Here is an 18,770-nt window from a genome sequence, read left to right on the forward strand (position 1 = left end):
CCCCCCACACCCCCCCCCCCCCCCCCCCCGCCCCCCCCGCCCCCCCCCGGCCGCTGTGCCCGGCCCGCCCGGCTCCCCCCCCGGCGCTGCCGGTGCATGAACCGGGAGCAACAGCGTGTGCCGCCAGCGGTGCTGTCGACCTGCCGCACACGGGGGCGGGACTACCCTAGCAGCTACCTTTCTCGCAGGAGTTCCCATGCGGGTCTCCCCTCTGTGCAGCGTTGCCGTCGGTATTGCCAGTGCCCTGATCCTGTCGGCCTGCGGTGGCCGCGCCGCCGACAGCACCGTGCTGCGCGAGTCCTTCGATTCCGGCGACACCTTCTCCCGGACGGTCGACAGCCGCCCGGCCGATGCCTGTGAAGCGGCGCGACGGGCCCTGCTCAGCCAGGGCTATGCGATCGCCCGCGTCGATGACGCGCAGGTGGAGGGGAGCAAGAACTTCCAGCCACGCGAGGACGATCACGAGCAACTGGTACTCCGCATCTCCTGCGCGCCGCGTGGCAGCCAGTCGCTGGTGTTCGTCAGCGCGGTGCAGGACCGCTATGCGTTGAAGAAGAGCCCGACCTCGGCCAGCGTGGGCGTGGGCGCGCTGGGTTCGGTATCGCTGCCGTTCGGCAGCAATGACGATTCCCTGGTGAAGGTCGCCAGCAGCACTATCACCGATGCCGACTTCTACCGCCGGTTCTTCCAGCGCCTGCAGCAGTACCTGCCGGCCGCCCCCGGTGAGGCGCCGCCGGTTCCGGAACGGTTGCCCGCTCCCCCCGTATCGGAGCCGGCGGCGGCGACGGATCAGGGTTGAGCGTGCGGCGTGGGCTGATGGTCATGGCCCTGCTGCTGGCTTCGCCGGCAGGCAGCGCGGCGGCGGCCGCGGACTGCACGCAGGGCCTGCTGCAGCGGCTGGGCTGGCGGTTTGAAGTGGCTGCGGTCAGTGCGCCGCAGATCCAGGGTGGCCCGGTGTGCACCCGGGCATCGCTGGCCGAGGCGCAGGCCGCAGGTGATCTGCGTGTGCGATGGCCGCAGACGCTGGATGGGGCGCAGCGCGAGGCGCTGCTGCAGCAGCTGCTGGAGGATCCTGCCACGGTCTGTGCCTATGCCTTCGAACTGGGCGCGGCGACCCGGCGGGCCGCCACGTCGCTGCAGGGCAACCCGCAGTTCCGCTTCTCCGGCGCACAGCTGGGCTGGATCGGCTTCGGGATGCAGGGCGCACGGGCGCAGGGGTGGCAACGCGTGCGCAGCTTCGGCCGCGGCTACGTTCCCGTGGATGGCAACAGCCGCGCGCTGCAGGCGTTCTACGGCGGTGCGGTGCGTGCCGAATGCGGTGTCGGCCGCCAGGTCGCGCAGCTGGCAACGCAGCGTGAGCTGTATGGCGATGCTGCGTTCGACGCGGAGTTCACCGCAGGCGAACTGTCGATCGGCACCTTCATCGCGCTGCACGGCACCGACAGTGTCCTGCTCGGTGCGCATGCGGGCGACTTCCTTGCCGACGGCAAAGCCGTGCGCACCTCGGCGAGGGGACGTCAGGCCTTCGCGGGCCTGCCCGGCTTCATCGAACACGTGTACGACAAGAGCACGCTGGACGATCTGAGCAACCAGGCCGAGAACTTCGTCGTTGTCGACGTCGGGCCGGATGCAGCACAGGCGCTTGCCCGCCACGGAGGCCTGGCCTGGTACGACCAGCGCAACGCCGAGCTGTGGCAACTGGCGCAGGGGCTGCCGCGGGTGGGGCGGCGCTATTTCGAGCGGCTCCTGTTCGAACGCGACCCCGGACTGCGGGCGCGCCTTCCAGCGCGCTACCACGCCCGCCTGGCACGCATGGACCAGGTGCTGGACGATCCGTTCTACCAGCAGTTCGTGATCTACGTGCATCCGCGCGGTATACGTCCTATCGGCTACCACATCGCCCGGCTGCTCGACCGCAATCCACGAACGCCGTTTTCGATCGACCTGGCGGTGCACAATCTGCATACCACGCTCTACCGGCGTTGGCGCGAGGCGCAGCTGCGCCACTGTGCGTCAACCGGCAGGCCAGGCAGCCTGACCCTAGACCCCAACTGAAGGTGAAACAATGGATATTGCAATGATCGGCCTTGGCCGCATGGGCGCCAACATGGCCCAGCGCCTGCATCGCGGCGGCCACCGCGTGGTCGGCTACGACCCGGGCGAAGGCGCCCGCCAGCGCGCCGCGGAGGCCGGCATCGAAGTAGTCGATTCGCTGGCCGCCGCGGTCGCCGCGCTGCCGGTGCCGCGCGTGCTGTGGTTGATGGTGCCGGCGGGCGAAACGGTCGACCAGACGCTCGGCCAGCTGACCCCGCACCTGGCCGAGGGTGACATCGTCATTGACGGCGGAAACTCCAATTACCAGGACTCGATCCGCCGCGCCAAGGCGCTGGCCGAGGACGACCTGGGCTACGTCGACTGCGGCACCAGCGGCGGCATCTGGGGCCTGCAGGAGGGCTACAGCCTGATGGTCGGCGGTGAGGCGAAGGTGGTGGAGCAGGTTGCGCCGCTGCTGCGCACACTGGCGCCGGCGGAGGATCGGGGTTGGGCACGCGTCGGTCCTCCCGGTGCGGGCCATTTCACCAAGATGGTCCACAACGGCATCGAGTACGGAATGATGCAGGCCTACGCCGAAGGCTTCGCACTGATGGAACGCAAGCAGGACATGGAGCTGGACCTGGCGCAGGTTGCCGAGGTCTGGCGCCATGGCAGCGTGGTGCGTTCGTGGTTGCTGGACCTGAGTGCCGAGGCGCTCAAGCGCAATCCGTCGCTGGATGGCATCGCCCCCTACGTGGAGGATTCCGGTGAAGGCCGCTGGACCGTGGCCGAAGCGATCGCGCTGGATGTGCCGGCGCCGGTGATCACGCTCTCGCTGCTGGAACGCCTGCGGTCGCGCGAGTCGAATTCGTTCACTGACCGCCTGCTGGCGGCGATGCGCAACGAGTTCGGTGGGCATGCGATCAAGAAGTCGTAAGCGCCAGGAACGTAGCCCTTCGGCGCTGCCGTGGGGTTCCGGGCCGCGGACCGCGATCAGTTCAGTGCGATGCGCCGGGCCTCGTAAGCGCTGTCCCTGCCAGCCTGCAGCAAGCGCATTACCTGCAGCGCCTGCAATGGGCTGACCGTGGGTTCACCGTCACCCTGCATCGCCGCAGCGAACTGGGCATACAGGCGGCGATAGTCGCCCGGCAGGTTGTCGACCGTGCTGCGTTGCACGTTGTCCTCGGCATCGCAGTACACCCGCTCGCCGTGACGCGGGTCGATGCCCCAGCCCGGCGCGCCCGGCGCAACGCCGCGGCGCAGCTGTGCTTCCTGTACGTCCAGGCCCTGCTTGATCCAGCTGGCGCGGCTGCCGTGCACGGCGAACCGAGGCGTCGGTGCCGCCACCAGCGAACCGGCATGGAGGATCGCGCGGTGCCTCGGGTAATGCAGCACCGCATGGAAGTAATCGATGCCGCTGCCGCCTTCGCGCTGCACCGCCAGGTCCGCGTCGATCGCCTGCGGCCAGCCGAACAGCACCAGCATCTGATCCAGCAGATGCGGTGCAAGGTCATACCACAGGCCACTGCCAGGCCCCTCCTGCTCCCGCCAGCGCTCGCGCACGTGCGGGCGGTAGCGATCGAAATGCGCATGGCATTCGGCGACTTCGCCGAGCGCATCTTCGGCCAGCAAGGCCTGCAGCGTCAGGAAATCGGCGTCGAAACGGCGATTCTGGAACACCGTGACGATGCGGTCTGCATCGCGCGCCGCCGCCAGCACGGCTTCGGCTTCGGCCACGTCCAGTGCGAAGGGTTTGTCCACCAGCACATGCTTGCCTGCGGCCAGCGCGGCCATCGCCAATGGTGCGTGCTGGTCATTCGGCGTGGCAATCACCACCGCGTCCACCGCCGGATCGTCGAATACGTCCCGGGGTGCCGCGCGCACGTGTACATCGCTGAACGTGCGCAACAGCAGGTCGCGCTGCGAACTGACCACGCTGTGCAGGGTCAGTCCCGGGGTGTGCTGGATCAGCGGCGCGTGGAAAACGCGGCCAGCAAGGCCGTACCCGATCAGGGCCAGTTGCAGGTCAGGGCGCATGGCAGTGCTCCGCGCAGATCAGGCATGCAGGGTAAACGACGGGGGCCAGGATCCAAAGCTGAACGGTTGCGTTGAAAGCCGGCGCGATTCACGGCGGCGTGACCGTAGCGCCACGCCTGCTGCACGGCGCTGCGGCCACACTGGCCCCACATTCCGCAGGAGGTAACACACGATGAACAACCCGACCCGTACGCTGATTGCTTCGGCCCTCACCCTGGGCCTGGCGCTGTCCTCCTCGGCTGCATTCGCCAAGGATCCGTCAGCCAAGAGTCCGCCTGCCACCGACCATTCGGCGATGACCCACGCTGATCGCCACGACTCCAACGAGCCGGTGACCGACACCTGGATCACCACCAAGGTGAAGGCCGACCTGCTGGCCAGCAGCAATGTGCCGGGCACCGAGGTCAAGGTGGAAACCGTGAATGGCGTCGTCAGCCTCAGCGGCACGGTGGCGACCCAGGCCGAGCATGACAAGGCCGTCACCACGGCCAAGGGCATCAAGGGCGTCACCCGCGTTGATGCCAGCGCGTTGAAGGTCAATGCGGCCGCCAAGCGCTGATCCCGGGCGCCGCCCCGTCGGGCGCTGCAATACAGCTGCATGACGGTGGAGCCGGGCCAGTCCCGGCTCCACCCATGATGTTTTCTGGACCGTTCAGCTGCCGGGGCCAGACGTTCCAGAGGTGTGACCGCCTGCGCTATATTGCCGGTTCCGCCGCAGCTGGGCCTGTCCGGGCCCATCCCTCTGCGGCCGTGCTGATGAGGAACTATGGCGCTGGTGTTCAGTGACGACATCTGGGATCGCTGGCGATTGCCGGCCTTGGCGCTGGCCGCCGCCGCGATCATCGTCGTGCCGTGGTTGACCCAGCGCAAGCTTCAGCGTGAGAACGAAGAAGCCATGGCCTGGGTGACGCATACGCAGGCGGTTGGCGTGGCGCTCCAACAGTTGCAGGCCGATGTGCGCGATGTCGAGTCGGCGGCGTTGACGCTGTCCAAGGGCGTGGACGCGCCCGGTCTGCGCGAGCGCATGGCCAAGGCCAACGAGATTCCCGGCCGACTCGCAGAGCTGGGCCGGATGACACGCGATAATCCTGAGCAGCTGATCCGCATCGGTCGCATCGAGTCCATGCTGGAAGGGCGGCTGGCGGTGGCGCGCGCGCTGGCCAAGGCCGAACCGAACAGCGATCAGCGCGCGCTGGTACAGGACCTGAGTACCCGTTACCCGATCCGCAGCGTGGTTGAAGAGCTGCAGAACAGCGAGCAGGCGCTGCTGGCCGAGCGGGCCGAACAGGCTGCGCGGCAGCGCAGGCAGACCGAATTCGTCTCGTGGAGCTCGCTGGTGGTACAGCTGGCGCTGCTTGGCCTGGTGCTCTGGCTGCTGCAGCGGCAGATCGGTCGGCGCCTGCAGGCCGAACGGCAGTCGCTGCGCTCGGCCGCGCGCGCTGCCTCAGTACTGCAGACCGTGCGTGAGCCGATCGTGCTGCTCGACCGCGAGCTGCGCGTGCAGCTGCACAATCCGGCCTTTGCCGAGTTGTACGGCCTGCAGGACGAACGTGCCGATGGCCTGCTGCTGGATGACGTCGGCGACGGCGCCTGGCGGGACGCCGTCGTGCGCCAGCGCCTGGTCGATGTGCTGCTGCGCGGTCGCGAGCTGTGGGACTTCGAGCACGAACAGCGCACCTCCGAGGGCGTGGTGCGCTACATGCTGCTCAACGCGCGGCGCATGCCGCTGCCGGATACCGACGATGAAGTGGTGTTGCTGACCGTCAGCGATGTCACCGTGCAGCGCGCCGTGCAGTCACGTGTGGAGGAACTGAACCGCCAGCTGGAAGGCAAGGTGGCGCAGGTCTCGGAGGTCAATCGCGAGCTGGAAGCATTCAGCTATTCGGTGTCGCATGACCTGCGCGCGCCGCTGCGCCACGTTGCCGGCTTCTCCGACAAGCTGTCGCGCCACCTGGGCGAGAGCGCCGACGAGAAGAGCCTGCATTACCTTGGGGTGATCTCCAGCTCGGCGCGGCGCATGGCGACGCTGATCGACGATCTGCTGGTCTATTCGCGGCTGGGGCGCGCAGCGATGCGCCAGCAGGCAGTGGACATGCAGTCGCTGGTGTCCGATACCCGCGCGATGCTCGATTCCAACCTGCAGGCCGAGGCTGAAAGCAGTGGCCAGGTCCATCACGTCGAATGGAACATCGCACCGCTGCCGATCGTGGTGGCCGATGAGAACATGATGCGCCAGGTGTGGCTGAACCTGCTCGGCAACGCGGTCAAGTATTCCAGCAACCGCGAACCGGCGAAGATCCGCGTGGATTACCAGCCGCAGCCTGATGGCGGCCATCAGTTCACGGTCAGCGACAATGGTGCAGGCTTTGACATGGCCTATGCCGGAAAGCTGTTCGGCGTGTTCCAGCGCCTGCACAAGGCCAGTGATTACCCCGGTACCGGCATCGGCCTGGCCAGCGTACGCCGCGTGCTGACCCGTCATGGAGGCCGGGTCTGGGCCGAAGCCGAGCCGGACGCCGGCGCAACCTTCCACTTCTACCTGCCTCCCGCGCTCGACGCGGACAAACAAGGTCCCTCCGCATGACGACTCTGCGCACCATCCTTCTTGCCGAAGACAGCCCGGCCGATGCCGAGATGGCGATCGACGCCCTGCAGGAAGCCCGCCTGGCCAATCCCATCGTGCACGTCGAGGACGGCGTGGAGGTCATGGACTACCTGCTGCGGCGCGGTACCTTCGCCAGCCGCGAGGAGGGCCTGCCGGCGGTGCTGCTGCTGGACATCAAGATGCCGCGCATGGACGGCCTGGAAGTGCTGCGGCAGATCCGTGAGCACGAGGAGCTCAAGCGCCTTCCCGTGGTGATCCTGTCGTCCTCGCGCGAAGAGAGCGATCTGGCCCGCAGCTGGGACATGGGCGTGAACGCCTACGTGGTCAAGCCGGTGGACGTGGACCAGTTCTTCGGTGCCGTGCAGACCCTGGGCAAGTTCTGGGCACTGATCAACCAGGCACCGGAACTCGAGTAAGCCCATGCCCCTGACCGGTCCCTCCCTCGGGGCACTGCGCATCCTGCTGGTGGAGGATTCGCCTGAAGACGCCGAGCTGATGTCCGAACAGATGCTGGATGCGGGCCTGGAAGCCCGCTTCGAGCGCGTTGAGAGCGAGGCGGAACTGCGCCAGGCGCTGGCCTCCTTCCAGCCGGATATCGTGCTGTCCGACCTGAGCATGCCTGGTTTCTCCGGCGACGATGCCTTGCGCATCGTGCGCGAGACGGCGCCGGATGTTCCCTTCATCTTCGTCTCGGGCACGATGGGTGAGGAGAATGCAGTGGCGGCGCTGCAGAAGGGCGCCAACGACTACATCATCAAGCACCAGCCGGCGCGCCTGCCGTCGGCGGTGGCCCGTGCGATCCGCGAGGCGCGCAGCGCGGTGGAGCGTTCGCGCGTGGAGACCGAGCTGATGCGCGCGCAACGGCTGGAAAGCCTTTCGCTGCTCGCCGCTGGCCTCAGCCACGACCTGCGCAACATCCTGCAGCCGCTGCTGATCATGCCGGACCTGCTGAAGGCGCGCACCGATGATCCGCAGCTGCACCACCTTGCGGATGTGATCGCCGAGTGCGGCCGCCGCGGTCATGAAATGGCGGAATCGATGTTGTCGTTCGTCCGTGGCTCGCGCAAGCCCAGCGAACGCGTGCAGATCGACGGCCTGTTCGACGCGGTGGCGCTGCTGCTGCGCAGCAACGTGCCCGATGCGGTGCGCCTGCACCTGCAGGTGGAGGATGAGGGCCTGGCGGTCGATGCGAACTACACCGAGCTGCAGCAGGTGCTGTTGAACCTGGCACTCAATGCGATCCAGGCAATGCCCAGCGGCGGCCGCCTGAGCCTGACCGCAAGCCATGCCGGCGAGCGCGACGGTGTGGACTGGATGCGCATCGCCGTGGCCGATGAAGGCATTGGCATGGATGCCGATACGCTCTCGCATCTGTTCAATCCCTTCTTCACCACCAAGGCGGACGGTACCGGCCTGGGCCTGATTTCCTGCAAGCGCATCGTCGAAGGTGCTGGCGGCAGCATCACGGTCACCAGCCAGCCCGGACAGGGCACCTGTTTCGAGCTGCGCCTGCCGATGCGTGACGCCATCGAGAGCGGCGAGCCGATCGAGCAGCTGGTGGCACTGGGCAGTGGCCAGTCGATCCTGGTGGTCGATGGTGAAGCCACGCGCCTGTCGCTGCTGGGCAACGCGCTGTCCAGCCAGGGATATCAGCTGCAGCTGGCCTCCGATGGCCCGGCGGCGTTGCGCTGGATGCAGCAGGAGGCGATGCCGGCGCTGGTGATCGCCGATGCCGGCTCCAAACTGCTGCCGGCCAGCCAGCTGCTGGGCGAAATGGCCGGACTGGGTTACCGGGGGCCGGCGCTGGTGCTGGAAGACGCGTCAGTGGACGTTCCGGCCGATGCATTCCCTGATGGCATCGAGGTGCATGTGCTGCGCAAGCCGTTGCAGATGCAGCAGGTGTTCCGCGCTGTGGCAGAGGCACTGGGCTGAATCTGCGTCGCCGGGCATGGCCCGGCGGCAGGTCACGCCGGCCGTTCCGGGGTCTCCCACGGGAAGCGTGGCAGGCTGCCCACGGCCTGTTCCAGCCGCCGTGACCAGTTCTGGTGGATGTCCGCGTACAGGGGCGAGTCCGCGCCCAGCCGCAGCTGCTGGGCGATCCGCAGCTCGCCGTCGCGCAGCAATGCCAGATCGATCGGCAGGCCGACCGAGAGGTTGGAACGGATGGTCGAATCCAGCGACACGATCGCCGTGCGCGCGGCGTCCTCAAGGCGCGTGGCCGGGCTGAGGATGCGGTCGAGGATCGGCTTGCCATACTTGGACTCGCCGATCTGCAGGTAGGGGGTCTCCGGCGAGGCGGCGATGGCATTGCCCAGCGGGTAGATCATGTACAGGCCGGGGCGTTCGCCGGCGACCTGGCCGCCGAAGATCAGCGTGGCCTGGGTGTTGACGCCGTCATGGCCGTGCTCGCTGTGGCCGCCGTGCACCTGGCTGTCCACCAGCAGGCGACCGACATAGGCCGCCGCTTCGAACAGATGGGTCATGTCGCGCAGGTTGGGCGTGCGCCGCTCGCCGGCGTCCCGGGTCAGGCGCGAGACCAGCAACTGGGTGGTGGCCAGGTTGCCAGCCGCCATCAACACGTAGGCCGCCTGGCCGGGATACTCGAACACGTGCAGCTTGCGGTGCACGCGCACATCGTCCAGCGAGGCATTGGTCCGGGTGTCGGCGGCGAAGACCAGGCCCTGGTCCACCTCGATTCCAACGCAATAGGTCATGTCGGTGCCCTATCATGTGCGTCCCGGATTGTAGGCAGGCCGCCGTGACGACGGCATGCCCACGCCCCCCAGACCCGTCACCTGAACCGCATGACCACCGTGCTCCTCAGCCTGGGCAGCAACGTCCAGCCCCGCCGCCATCTCCACGCCGCGGTGGCGGCCCTGCGCGAGCGTTTCGGCGCGTTGCAGGTGTCTCCGGCCTACCGCACGGCCGCGGTCGGCTTCGATGGCCCGGCCTTCCTCAACAATGGCGTGCTGATCCAGACCGATCTGCCGCTGCAGGCGCTGGATGATTGGCTGCACGCACTGGAAGACGCCCACGGTCGTGATCGCAGTGGTCCGCGCTTCTCCGACCGTACCCTGGACATCGACGTGGTGTTCTACGGCAACCACATCGTGGAAGGCCCGGGCCATCTGCGCATTCCGCGCCCCGAGCTGAAGCACGCCTTCGTGCTGAAGCCGCTGGCGGACATCGCGCCGGACTTCATCGACCCGGTCAGCGGCCTGGCCCTGGCGGCGCTGTGGCGCGCACACGCTCAGTTTGGCGAGGCATTCGAGGTGGTTGACCTGGAATGAGGGCCGCTGCGCTCGCCTACGTAGATCGGTAGCGCCGGGCCATGCCCGGCGGACTTCAACTCACCGTGCGTCCGCCATCCACGCGCAGGGTGTGGCCGGTGACGAAGCTGGCCTCGGCCACCAGCCAGTACACCGCCTCGGCGATCTCCTCGACCGTGCCGGTGCGTGCCAGCGGCGTGCGCGCCAGCAGGGCCTCGCGGGCGAAATCGTCCTTTCCCTGCTCGGGCCACAGGATCGCACCGGGGGCGACCGCATTGACCCGCACTTTCGGCGCCAGTTCCAGCGCCAGTGACCGGGTGGCCATCTCCAGTGCGGCCTTGACCATGGTGTAGGCCACATGGTCGCGCATCGGGTCGGTGCCGTGCAGATCGGTCAGATTGACGATGCAGCCCTGCTGGCGGCGCAGGTACGGCGCGGCCGCCTGTGACAGCAGCAGCGGTGCACGCGCATTGACCGCGTACAGCTCATCCATCGCTTCGGCGGTCACCTGGCCGAGCGGGGTGGGGAAGAAGTTGGACGCGTTGTTGACCAGCGCATCGAGGCGGCCGAAGTGGGCCACGGCCTGTTCGACCAGATCGGGCAGGGCGCCGGCATCGCGCAGGTCGGCCTGCAGGGCCAGCACACTGCCCGGACGGACGTTGTCCAGGTCGAAGGCGGCCTGCTGCAGCTCGGCGCTGGACGTGTTGGCATGCAGCACCACCGACCAGCCACAGGCGTGGAACTGGCGTGCGATGGCGGCGCCGATCCGGCGCGCGCTGCCGGTGATCAGGGCCACGGGGGCGGTTTCGCTCATCGAGGGTCCTCCAAGGCTCGGCTATCCTGTGCACCATTGTCACCGCATTCGAAGACGCCATGCAGCCTACCTTCCCTCTGCCCGATGCCGACGCCCTGGCCCACAGCGACCAGCTGGCCGCCGCACTGCGCGCTGAAATCCTCGCCCAGGGGGGCGCGATGCCGTTTTCCCGCTTCATGGAACTGTGCCTGTACGCACCCGGGTGGGGCTATTACAGCGCCGGTTCCAGCAAGTTCGGTGGCGGTGGTGACTTCACCACCGCGCCCGAGCTGGGCGGCCTGTTCGCCGGCAGCGTGGCCAATGCGCTGGCGCCGGTGTTCGCCCAGCTCGGTGCGCAGTCGCGGATGCTGGAACTGGGTGGCGGCACCGGTGCCTTCGCCGAAGCCGTGCTGCTGCGGCTGGCCGAGCTGGATGCGGTGCCTTCGCGTTATGCCATCCTTGAACCCAGTGCCGACCTGCGCCAGCGCCAGCAGCAGCGCCTGCAACAGGCGCTGCCGGCAGAGCTGGCCACGCGCGTGGACTGGATCGAGCGTCCGTTCGAAGAGGACTGGGAAGGTGTGGTGTTCGCCAACGAGGTGATCGACGCACTTCCGACCCCGCGCTTCCTGATCAGGGATGGCGAGGTCTACGAGGAGACCGTGGAACTGGACGCGGAGGGCAACTTCATCCGTGGCGCGCAGCCGGCCGATATTCTGCTCAACGGCGCCGTGCGCCACATCGAACGCTATCTCGAAAGGCCCTTCGCCGACGGATACCGCTCAGAGGTGCTGCCGCAGCTGCCGTACTGGCTGCAGGCAGTGGCTGGCGGCCTGCAACGTGGCGCGATGCTGTTCATCGACTACGGCTACAGCCGCAGCGAGTTCTACCAGCACGATCGCGACGACGGCACGGTGCGCGCCTTCTACCGCCACCACGTGCATAACGACGTGCATCGCTGGCCGGGCCTGCAGGACATCACGGCCTCGGTGGACTTCACCGCGATGGCCGAAGCGGGCCTGCACGGTGGCTTCGAGCTGGCGGGGTACTGCAGCCAGGCCAGCTTCCTGATCGGCAATGGCCTGGACCAGGTGCTGAGCCTGGCCGAGGAGCGTACCGATGAAGTGGGGCGCATCCAGCTGCGCGACCAGGTGAAGAAGCTGACCCTGCCGACCGGCATGGGCGAGCGCTTCCAGGCGATCGGCCTGCAGCGTGGAATCGACTTCGAGCCGGCGTTCGCGCTGGGCGATCTGAGCTGGCGCCTGTGAGCGCGACGCGCATGATCAAGCCGCTGCGGCGGCCGCGTCTATGGACTGCGCTGTGGGTGCTGGCCGTGCTGTTCGTGATCGTGGTCTGCCTGATTCCCCCGCCACCGATTCCCGTGCCGGAGAACGGCGACAAGGTCGAGCATTTCCTGGCGTACTTCATTCTGTCCGGCAGTGCCGTGCAGCTGTTCCGGCAAGGACGTCCGCTGCTGTGGGTCGGGTTGGGCCTGGTGCTGATGGGAATCGGCATCGAGTTCGCACAGGGGGCGCTGACACGCGACCGCATGGCCGACCCGATGGACGCCCTCGCCAACACGGTTGGCGTTCTTGCCGGATTGGGCCTCGCGCTGACCCCGCTGCGCGACCTCCTGCTGCGCTGGCGGGGCTGACACGCCTTCCCTGGTTGAAGTGGAACCGGGCATGGCCCGGCTCCACAGCCTTCCGGTTACTTCTGCAGCGTCACTTCGTCCAGCACCCACATCGCCGGGCGGGTATCACCGGTGAAGTTGATGCACAGGTCGTCGGTGCCATGCGTGCCCTTCGGCAGCGTCGCACGCAGGCTCACGAAGCCATCGGCATCGGGCGTGGCCGGCAGCGGGACTTCGGCCAGCACCTTGCCCGTGCAGCTGCCCCGGCGGATCAGCATCTCGCCGTGCGCGCGCCTGGCCTTCTCGAAGCGACGGTTCGGCTCGTCATGCGCCAGCTGGAAGTAGTAGGGGATGCGACCGGCGCGAACCTCCACGCTGCCGATGCCGTCCAGCTGCGCCTGTGGCCAGCGCCAGCAGGGCTGGAAGATGTCCACGTTGAAGACCGCGCGTGCGCCCTCGCGCGGGCCATCGTCTTCCAGGCGCAGTACCAGGCCCTTGTTGCCAACGCAGCTGAGCAGTTCGTCGCTGCGGCGGGCGAGCAGCGATTGCGGAGTGAACGCGGCTACGATGGGCTCTGCGGCCAGCATCCGGCCCTGGTAGAACGCTGCGGCCTGTACCGTGGCGGGCACCTTCGCGGTCAGCGGCTGCTGGTACAGCGGCGACTGCGCGGTCACCGGCTGGCCATCGGTGCTGTAGCGCACCTCGTAGCCCAGCGGGTTGGCCAGCGACACCGTCACCGTGCCTGCGGCGCGATCATCGTGGTACTCCACGCCCACTTCGAACGGCGTCTGTGCATAGGCGAGTCCCCATGCGCGGTAGCGCTGCAGCTGTGACGGCAGGCGTGCCAGGAAGTCGCGGAAGTCACGCTTCCCGGGCGGGCTCCAGCCGGTCTCGGCCACCGCCGCCAGGCGTGGGAACAGGTTGTGCTGCAGCCGCGCATAGCTGCGGGTGTGCTCGGTGAACATGTTCGCCTGCAGGCCGAGGATGTGTCCGCGCTTGTCGGCGGGCAGTTCGTCCGGCACCGGCTCGAAGTTGTAGAGCTTGCCGAGGTTGACCTGCGTGGGGCGGCCCGGCGGTTCATTGGGCGAGGCGGTCTGCAGGTAGTCCAGGTACAGGTAGCCGACCGGCGACATGATCACGTCATGGCCGGCGCTGGCAGCGGCCAGGCCGCCTTCGGTACCGCGCCAGGACATCACCGTAGCCTGGGGGGGCAGCCCGCCCTCGAGAATTTCGTCCCAGCCGATCAGGCGCCGGTCGTGTTCCTCCAGGAATGTCTCCAGGCGCTTGATGATGTGGCTCTGCATGGCCATCTCATCCTTGATGCCCAGCTCGCGCATGCGCTGCTGAATCTGCGCGGACGCCTCCCACTGGTCCTTTACGGCCTCGTCGCCACCCACGTGCACGTACTTTGCCGGGAACAGTGCGATCACCTCCTCCAGCACGTTCTCGAGGAAGCTCACGGTGCTGTCTTCCACGTTGAAGAGGTTGGGGAACACGCCCCATTCGCTGATCGGCTTCAGCGGCGTGCTGATCGAGCCCAGCTCCGGATAGGCGGCGATCGCGGCCGTGGCATGGCCCGGCACGTCGATTTCCGGAATCACCTGGATATGCAGCTTGGCTGCGTAGGCAATCACCTCGCGGATCTGCTCCTGCGTGTAGAAACCGCAGTACGGGTATTCCTGCTTGGTCACCGGATCGATGCCGCCATCGCCTGCGGGCAGGCGGCAGCTGCCGACCTCGGTCAGCTTCGGGTAGCGCTTGATCTCCATGCGCCAGCCCTGGTCATCGGTCAGGTGCCAATGGAAGGTGTTGAGCTTGTGCGCGGACATCGCATCAAGCACGCGCTTGATCTCGTCCAGGCTCTGGAAATGCCGCGCCGAGTCGAGCATGAAACCCCGCCAGGGGAAACGCGGCGCATCCTGGATCTGCACGGCCGGCAGCGCGCCCTGGCTGCCGCCGGTGGCCAGCTGGGCCAGCGTGGCGGCGCCGTAGAACAGGCCGGTCTCGTTGCCGGCCTGCACCAGCACGCCCTGCGCGGTGCTCTCCAGCGTGTAGCTCTCGCCGCTGTCGCGGAAGGTGGGAACGATCTGGAAGCGGATGCCGCCGGCCTTGGCCGCAGCCTTGCCGGTAGCCAGCACCAGGCGCGGGCCACCGCTGCGCGCCAGCAGGTCGGCGAACTGGGTGGCGACCCGCTGTGCGGCCTCGCCGTCTGCGTACAGCGCGGTCGTGGCGGACACAGTGATGCCACTGCCCTGGCCGGGCTGCACGCTGGCGGGGGCGGGAATCAGCATCAGGCTGTTGGCGCGCAGCTGCGGGCCAGGAGCTTCAGCGGCGGGCACCGGATCGGCGGCGAAGGCCGGCAGGGCCGGCAGCAGGGCAAACAGGCTGCCCAGCAGCAGTGCGCCGTGCATCCTGGCGCGGAAGGGCTTGACCATCGGAACGACTCCTTGGAACGGTGCGATGAACGCTATACATGAAAAACGCCGGGCCCGGAATGACCCAGGCCCGGCGTGCGTGCACGACTCGGCGATGACGCGGCCGATGGATCAGTACTTGAAGCGGAAGTTGAGGTAGTACTGGCGGCCGTTGCTGTAGAACGACGTCGGAATGGCCGCGGTCTGGTAGTACTTGTAGGTCGGGTTGTTGAGGTTCAGCGCATCCAGGCTGATGCTCAGCCAGTCGGTGGCCTTGTAGCTCAGCGAGGCCGACAGCGTGCCGAAATCATCCTGGTAGTACGGGTTGGTGCCCGACAGGCTGATCAGGAACGACGAGCGGTGCGTGTAGCTGACGCGTGCCCCGAAACGCTCGTTCTCGAAGTAGGCCCCCACGTTGTAGGTGTTCTTCGAGGTACCCAGCAGGTTGTGCGAACCGTCGGACCAGGTGTGGGCCGTGGTGCCGTTGGCGTAGGTGTAGTTGGCGTTGATGCCGAAGTACTCGCCGATCGGCTGCTCATAGGCCACTTCCACACCGGTGACCTTGCCGTCGGCATTGATCGGGGTGGAGATCTGGTAGGTCTCGAGCTGGTTGGTCAGTTCGCTGTACAGCTGGCGCGAGACCACGTCGAAGGCGATGTAGTCCTTCATGTCCATGTGGTACGCACCGACCGACAGCAGGCCGCGCGGCATGAAGTACCACTCCAGGTTGGCGTCGAAGTTGGTGGACAGGGTCGGCTTCAGGTTCGGGTTGCCACCGCCGCCGGTCTTGTTCAGGTCCGAACCCCACGACGAAGCGCCCAGGGCCGAATAATCCGGCAGGGTCTGGGTCTGCGACGCGGCCACGCGCAGCACCAGCCTGTCGTCCAGGTCGAACTTGATGTTGGCGCTGGGCAGGACGCGGTTGCGCTTGTTCTGGAAGGCGGTGCGCTCCCACATGCCGAACAGGCTGCTCACATCGGCATCGGCGGCATTGCTGACCGCGTTGTAGGTGTCGATGTCCTGCTTGATGTTGACATAGCGCAGGCCGACGTTGCCGCTCCACCAGTCGCCGCTGAAGTTGGCCTGCACGTAGCCGGCGAAGTTCTTCTCCTTCACCTTCCACTCGGCGCCGTAGTTGTGGCGGCCGGTGGGGCCATCGTTGCCGGCCAGCCAGGTGGAGTTGTTGATGATCGCGTTCTTCAGTGCATCCGGCGTGTAGTACCAGATGTTGCGCGGGAAGGTGCCGCCGACATCACCGGCGAAGCCGCTGGGATAGTTGGCGGTGGCGCTGCCCTGCAGTGCGGACCAGATGTCACCCGGGGTCGCACCTTCCGGCGAGAGCGCTTCGCGTTCGTGGTCGGCGAAGCGCACGCCGAAGTCCACGGAGTTCAGCACGCCGGTGCCGAAATACTGGCTGAAGTCCAGCGTGGCCCAGTCTTCCTTGTCTTCGGCGCGGACCAGCTGGTTGCCCCACGTGCCGAAACTGGTGACGCCGCTGGGGCTGATGTCGCCGCCGATGTTCCAGTCCACCGGCGAACCGGCGCCGTGCGTTGCCCAGCTGGCACCGCCGCCCTGGCCGAGCGTGACTTCAGCAATGAACTGGCGCGGGGTTTCACCGGTGCCCTTGGTGGTACCGGCCTGGAACTTCATGTCCAGGGTGTCGTTGATCTGCCAGTCGGCGTCGAACGTGACGTAGTTGGTCTTGGCCGTGGCTTCACGGTAGATCATGTCGTAGACACCGTAGTTGGTGCCCGGGACGCCCGCGTAGGTGGCATTGCTCAGCACGCCGTCGGTCACGGTGTAGCCCGGGTTCGGCGCCTGTGACTTGGCGAAGTTGCCGCCCCACAGCATGAAATTGCGGTTGTAGTTGTTGGCTTCCAGCTTGGAGGAGAAGCCGCTCAGCGACAGGTTCAGCGTATCGGTCGGCTTGAACTGGATGGTCACCAGCCCGCCCTTGCGTTCGCGGGTCTGTTCGAACAGGGTCGAACCCAGCAGGCCGGGGACGGCCACGCCGATCAGGTCCGGATTGGTGAGGGCCACCGGATCATCGGCGCCGATCCGGGTGAAACCGCCCGGGATTTCCTGCGCCTCGCGGCGGAGCTCGCGCTTCTGGTAGAAGGCCTGCAGCATCACGCCGAAGTTGTTGGCGTCATTCTTGTAGTTGAACAGCGCCGAGTACTGCGGGTCGGTCGACTTGGCCTGGTCCGAACGGACCGCACCCACCGAGGCTTCCGCACTGAAGGGCTTGGCGAACTCCAGCGGCTTGCGCGTGATGATGTTGACGGTACCGGTGGTGCCGCCATCCTGCAGCTTGGCCTGCGAGGACTTGTTCACCTCCACCGAGCTCACCAGTTCGGAGGGCAGCAGCGAGTAGCTGACGCTGCGGCCGACGTTGTTGCCCTGGCTGAGCACGAACCAGTCGGCCGAGCCGACGGTGTGGCCGTTGATCAGGGTCTGGGTCAGGCTCGGGCTGGTGCCACGCAGGCTGACGCGGTCGGCTTCATCGAAGCCGCCTTCGTCGGCGCTGGACGAACTGATGTTGACGCCGGGCAGGCGCTGCAGGGTGTCGGCCACATTGTGCGCCGGCAGCTTGCCGACGTCTTCGGCGGTCACCACTTCCACGCGCGCGTTGGCTTCGCGCTTGGTATCCAGCGACTTCTCCATCGAGCCACGGATGCCGGTGACGGTCACGGTGTCCAGGTCGGTTGCGGTCGGCGCAGCCTGCTGGGCATGTGCGCTGAAAGCGAGGCAGCTGACGATGGCGGCCGAAAGCAGGGTCTTGCGGGTGTTCATGATGTCTCTCCTCATCACTCGATTGGGTGCCGGCGGCGGTGTTCGGTTGCGGTTGCGTTGACGTGCGCGGGGCGGCGGCGATGTCCCGTGCATTGGCGTGCCACGTACTGCGTGCTGCGATTGCGTTGAAGCCTGTTGCGGTGTCAGGCGGCCGACTGCTGCAGGTACCAGCTGGCAGCACCGACCACGCCCAGCTGGCCGTGCTCGACCACTTTCACCGGGATGCGTGCCAGTGCTTCGCCCATCGGCCCCTTCTGCAGGTAGCGCTCGACGAAGGTGCTGGTGCGCAGGTACTCGCGGATCTGCGGCAGGATGCCGCCGGCCAGATAGACGCCCCCATGGGCGCCGTAGAACAGGGCCATGTCGCCGATGGTGCTGCCGAGCAGGCCGCAGAACACATCCAGCGCCTTGCGTGCGTGCGCATCAGTGCCGGCCATCGCCGCGGCGGTGACCGCGTCCGGACTGGCCAGGGTGGGCTGCTGTCCCTGCAGGGCGCACACCGCGCGGTACAGGTTCATCAGGCCGGGGCCGGAGATTGCGTGCTCGATCGACACGTGAGCGCGCTCGCGCTGCATGTGGCGGACGATGGCCATTTCCAGTTCGGTGCTGGCGGCCAGCGTCGGTTGCCCGGCTTCGGTAGCCAGCACGACCGGGCCATGGGCGGTCGGGATCCACAGTGCCGCACCCAGGCCCGTACCCGGACCGACCACCAGGGTCGGTCCGCGCGGGGCGCTTTCCGGCCCACACAGGTGCAGGACGCCGCTGGCGTCGACCTGTGCCGCGGCATAGGCCACCGCTTCGAAGTCGTTGACGATGTGGACCTGCTGTACGCCGACGTCGGCCTCGATCTGCCGCGCGGACAGCGGCCAGGGCACGTTGGCAGTGATGACCGTCCCGTCTTCGCGCGCATAACCGGCCGTGGCCACCACGCAATGCGCCGGGCGCGGGCCGTCGCCCAGGAAGTCGGACAGGATCGCACTCAGGCCGGCGTGGTCGGCATTGCGATACTTGCGGTATTCCAGCACCTGCACCGGATGGGCGGCATCGCCGCTGGCCTGGACCCGGGCGACACGCACATGGGTGCCGCCGACGTCGGCGGCCAGGAACGAGGGCGCGACGCGGGACAGGACATGGGCCGGGGCGGGATGGCTGGCGGTCACGCGGGCTCCTGCTGAAGAGGGGGCCGGATCCGAGG

Annotated in this window: 16 protein-coding genes; 10 read left to right on the top strand and 6 right to left on the bottom strand. The window is 67.4% G+C overall.

Going from position 1 to position 18,770, the window contains the following annotated elements:
- Positions 1 to 196: 196 nt before the first annotated feature.
- Genes ACVOME_RS16455 through gnd form a run of 3 tightly spaced genes read left to right on the top strand, consistent with a single transcriptional unit; the run spans position 197 to position 2,971 of the window.
- Complete coding sequence (locus ACVOME_RS16455) at positions 197 to 799, top strand: DUF2242 domain-containing protein (protein ID WP_053519316.1); 603 nt, start codon at positions 197 to 199, stop codon at positions 797 to 799.
- Positions 800 to 816: 17 nt separating this feature from the next.
- Complete coding sequence (locus tag ACVOME_RS16460) at positions 817 to 2,055, top strand: hypothetical protein (protein ID WP_128990021.1); 1,239 nt, start codon at positions 817 to 819, stop codon at positions 2,053 to 2,055.
- Between the two features lie 10 nt (positions 2,056 to 2,065).
- Positions 2,066 to 2,971 carry a phosphogluconate dehydrogenase (NAD(+)-dependent, decarboxylating) gene (gene gnd / locus ACVOME_RS16465; protein WP_053519312.1) on the top strand — a complete coding sequence of 302 codons (906 nt, stop codon included), beginning with the start codon at positions 2,066 to 2,068 and terminating at the stop codon, positions 2,969 to 2,971.
- 56 nt (positions 2,972 to 3,027) lie between these two features.
- On the opposite strand, the gene ACVOME_RS16470 is transcribed toward gnd, so the two are convergent.
- Positions 3,028 to 4,071 carry an oxidoreductase gene (locus ACVOME_RS16470; RefSeq protein WP_481505293.1) on the bottom strand — a complete coding sequence of 348 codons (1,044 nt, stop codon included), beginning with the start codon at positions 4,069 to 4,071 and terminating at the stop codon, positions 3,028 to 3,030.
- Positions 4,072 to 4,243: 172 nt separating this feature from the next.
- On the opposite strand from ACVOME_RS16470, the gene ACVOME_RS16475 reads away from it, so the two are divergent.
- The 4 genes from ACVOME_RS16475 (at position 4,244) to ACVOME_RS16490 (ending at position 8,608) form a co-directional block, all read left to right on the top strand.
- A complete protein-coding gene (locus ACVOME_RS16475) occupies positions 4,244 to 4,630 on the top strand; it encodes a BON domain-containing protein (RefSeq protein ID WP_111186190.1) in 387 nt (128 codons plus the stop codon).
- Positions 4,631 to 4,837: 207 nt separating this feature from the next.
- Positions 4,838 to 6,655 carry a sensor histidine kinase gene (locus tag ACVOME_RS16480; RefSeq protein ID WP_053519305.1) on the top strand — a complete coding sequence of 606 codons (1,818 nt, stop codon included), beginning with the start codon at positions 4,838 to 4,840 and terminating at the stop codon, positions 6,653 to 6,655.
- Complete coding sequence (locus ACVOME_RS16485) at positions 6,652 to 7,092, top strand: response regulator (RefSeq protein WP_053519303.1); 441 nt, start codon at positions 6,652 to 6,654, stop codon at positions 7,090 to 7,092. The genes ACVOME_RS16480 and ACVOME_RS16485 overlap by 4 nt, the downstream gene beginning before the upstream one ends.
- A gap of 4 nt (positions 7,093 to 7,096) precedes the next feature.
- Entirely contained in the window at positions 7,097 to 8,608 is a 1,512-nt protein-coding gene (locus ACVOME_RS16490; protein WP_065175156.1) for an ATP-binding response regulator, read from the top strand.
- 32 nt (positions 8,609 to 8,640) lie between these two features.
- Here ACVOME_RS16490 and ACVOME_RS16495 read toward each other — a convergent pair whose 3' ends face one another.
- Positions 8,641 to 9,390 (bottom strand): proteasome-type protease, encoded by a 750-nt coding sequence (locus ACVOME_RS16495; RefSeq protein ID WP_481505294.1) that lies wholly within the window; start codon positions 9,388 to 9,390, stop codon positions 8,641 to 8,643.
- Positions 9,391 to 9,480: 90 nt separating this feature from the next.
- Between ACVOME_RS16495 and folK the strand changes: the two genes are divergently transcribed.
- Positions 9,481 to 9,966, top strand: coding sequence for a 2-amino-4-hydroxy-6-hydroxymethyldihydropteridine diphosphokinase (gene folK, locus ACVOME_RS16500; RefSeq protein WP_065175155.1), 486 nt, complete (start codon positions 9,481 to 9,483; stop codon positions 9,964 to 9,966).
- Positions 9,967 to 10,021: 55 nt separating this feature from the next.
- On the opposite strand, the gene ACVOME_RS16505 is transcribed toward folK, so the two are convergent.
- A complete protein-coding gene (locus tag ACVOME_RS16505; protein WP_481505295.1) occupies positions 10,022 to 10,759 on the bottom strand; it encodes a pteridine reductase in 738 nt (245 codons plus the stop codon).
- Positions 10,760 to 10,818: 59 nt separating this feature from the next.
- Here ACVOME_RS16505 and ACVOME_RS16510 point away from each other — a divergent pair, with 59 nt between their 5' ends.
- Both ACVOME_RS16510 and ACVOME_RS16515 read left to right on the top strand, forming a co-directional pair.
- Positions 10,819 to 12,003, top strand: a complete 1,185-nt coding sequence (locus ACVOME_RS16510; protein WP_128990003.1) for a class I SAM-dependent methyltransferase — start codon at positions 10,819 to 10,821, stop codon at positions 12,001 to 12,003.
- A gap of 11 nt (positions 12,004 to 12,014) precedes the next feature.
- A complete protein-coding gene (locus ACVOME_RS16515; protein ID WP_065175153.1) occupies positions 12,015 to 12,389 on the top strand; it encodes a VanZ family protein in 375 nt (124 codons plus the stop codon).
- A 56-nt stretch (positions 12,390 to 12,445) separates the two neighbouring features.
- On the opposite strand, the gene ACVOME_RS16520 is transcribed toward ACVOME_RS16515, so the two are convergent.
- From ACVOME_RS16520 to ACVOME_RS16530, 3 genes are all read right to left on the bottom strand, one after another.
- Positions 12,446 to 14,803, bottom strand: coding sequence for a family 20 glycosylhydrolase (locus ACVOME_RS16520; RefSeq protein WP_481505296.1), 2,358 nt, complete (start codon positions 14,801 to 14,803; stop codon positions 12,446 to 12,448).
- A 111-nt stretch (positions 14,804 to 14,914) separates the two neighbouring features.
- The gene (locus ACVOME_RS16525; RefSeq protein WP_053519286.1) at positions 14,915 to 17,575 is read right to left on the bottom strand and encodes a TonB-dependent receptor; all 2,661 of its coding nucleotides are present in this window, start codon (positions 17,573 to 17,575) and stop codon (positions 14,915 to 14,917) included.
- A 143-nt stretch (positions 17,576 to 17,718) separates the two neighbouring features.
- Positions 17,719 to 18,735, bottom strand: coding sequence for a glucokinase family protein (locus tag ACVOME_RS16530; protein ID WP_053519284.1), 1,017 nt, complete (start codon positions 18,733 to 18,735; stop codon positions 17,719 to 17,721).
- Positions 18,736 to 18,770 lie beyond the last annotated feature (35 nt).

This window comes from Stenotrophomonas sp. STEN008 (assembly GCF_056760435.1).

What these genes read in the sequence shown, in the direction of transcription:
- ACVOME_RS16455 (WP_053519316.1), top strand. Translation starts at nt 197, where the DNA reads ATGCGGGTCTCCCCTCTGTGCAGCGTTGCCGTCGGTATTGCCAGTGCC.
- ACVOME_RS16460 (WP_128990021.1), top strand. Translation starts at nt 817, where the DNA reads ATGGTCATGGCCCTGCTGCTGGCTTCGCCGGCAGGCAGCGCGGCGGCG.
- gnd (WP_053519312.1), top strand. Translation starts at nt 2,066, where the DNA reads ATGGATATTGCAATGATCGGCCTTGGCCGCATGGGCGCCAACATGGCC.
- ACVOME_RS16470 (WP_481505293.1), bottom strand. Translation starts at nt 4,071, where the DNA reads ATGCGCCCTGACCTGCAACTGGCCCTGATCGGGTACGGCCTTGCTGGC.
- ACVOME_RS16475 (WP_111186190.1), top strand. Translation starts at nt 4,244, where the DNA reads ATGAACAACCCGACCCGTACGCTGATTGCTTCGGCCCTCACCCTGGGC.
- ACVOME_RS16480 (WP_053519305.1), top strand. Translation starts at nt 4,838, where the DNA reads ATGGCGCTGGTGTTCAGTGACGACATCTGGGATCGCTGGCGATTGCCG.
- ACVOME_RS16485 (WP_053519303.1), top strand. Translation starts at nt 6,652, where the DNA reads ATGACGACTCTGCGCACCATCCTTCTTGCCGAAGACAGCCCGGCCGAT.
- ACVOME_RS16490 (WP_065175156.1), top strand. Translation starts at nt 7,097, where the DNA reads ATGCCCCTGACCGGTCCCTCCCTCGGGGCACTGCGCATCCTGCTGGTG.
- ACVOME_RS16495 (WP_481505294.1), bottom strand. Translation starts at nt 9,390, where the DNA reads ATGACCTATTGCGTTGGAATCGAGGTGGACCAGGGCCTGGTCTTCGCC.
- folK (WP_065175155.1), top strand. Translation starts at nt 9,481, where the DNA reads ATGACCACCGTGCTCCTCAGCCTGGGCAGCAACGTCCAGCCCCGCCGC.
- ACVOME_RS16505 (WP_481505295.1), bottom strand. Translation starts at nt 10,759, where the DNA reads ATGAGCGAAACCGCCCCCGTGGCCCTGATCACCGGCAGCGCGCGCCGG.
- ACVOME_RS16510 (WP_128990003.1), top strand. Translation starts at nt 10,819, where the DNA reads ATGCAGCCTACCTTCCCTCTGCCCGATGCCGACGCCCTGGCCCACAGC.
- ACVOME_RS16515 (WP_065175153.1), top strand. Translation starts at nt 12,015, where the DNA reads ATGATCAAGCCGCTGCGGCGGCCGCGTCTATGGACTGCGCTGTGGGTG.
- ACVOME_RS16520 (WP_481505296.1), bottom strand. Translation starts at nt 14,803, where the DNA reads ATGGTCAAGCCCTTCCGCGCCAGGATGCACGGCGCACTGCTGCTGGGC.
- ACVOME_RS16525 (WP_053519286.1), bottom strand. Translation starts at nt 17,575, where the DNA reads ATGAACACCCGCAAGACCCTGCTTTCGGCCGCCATCGTCAGCTGCCTC.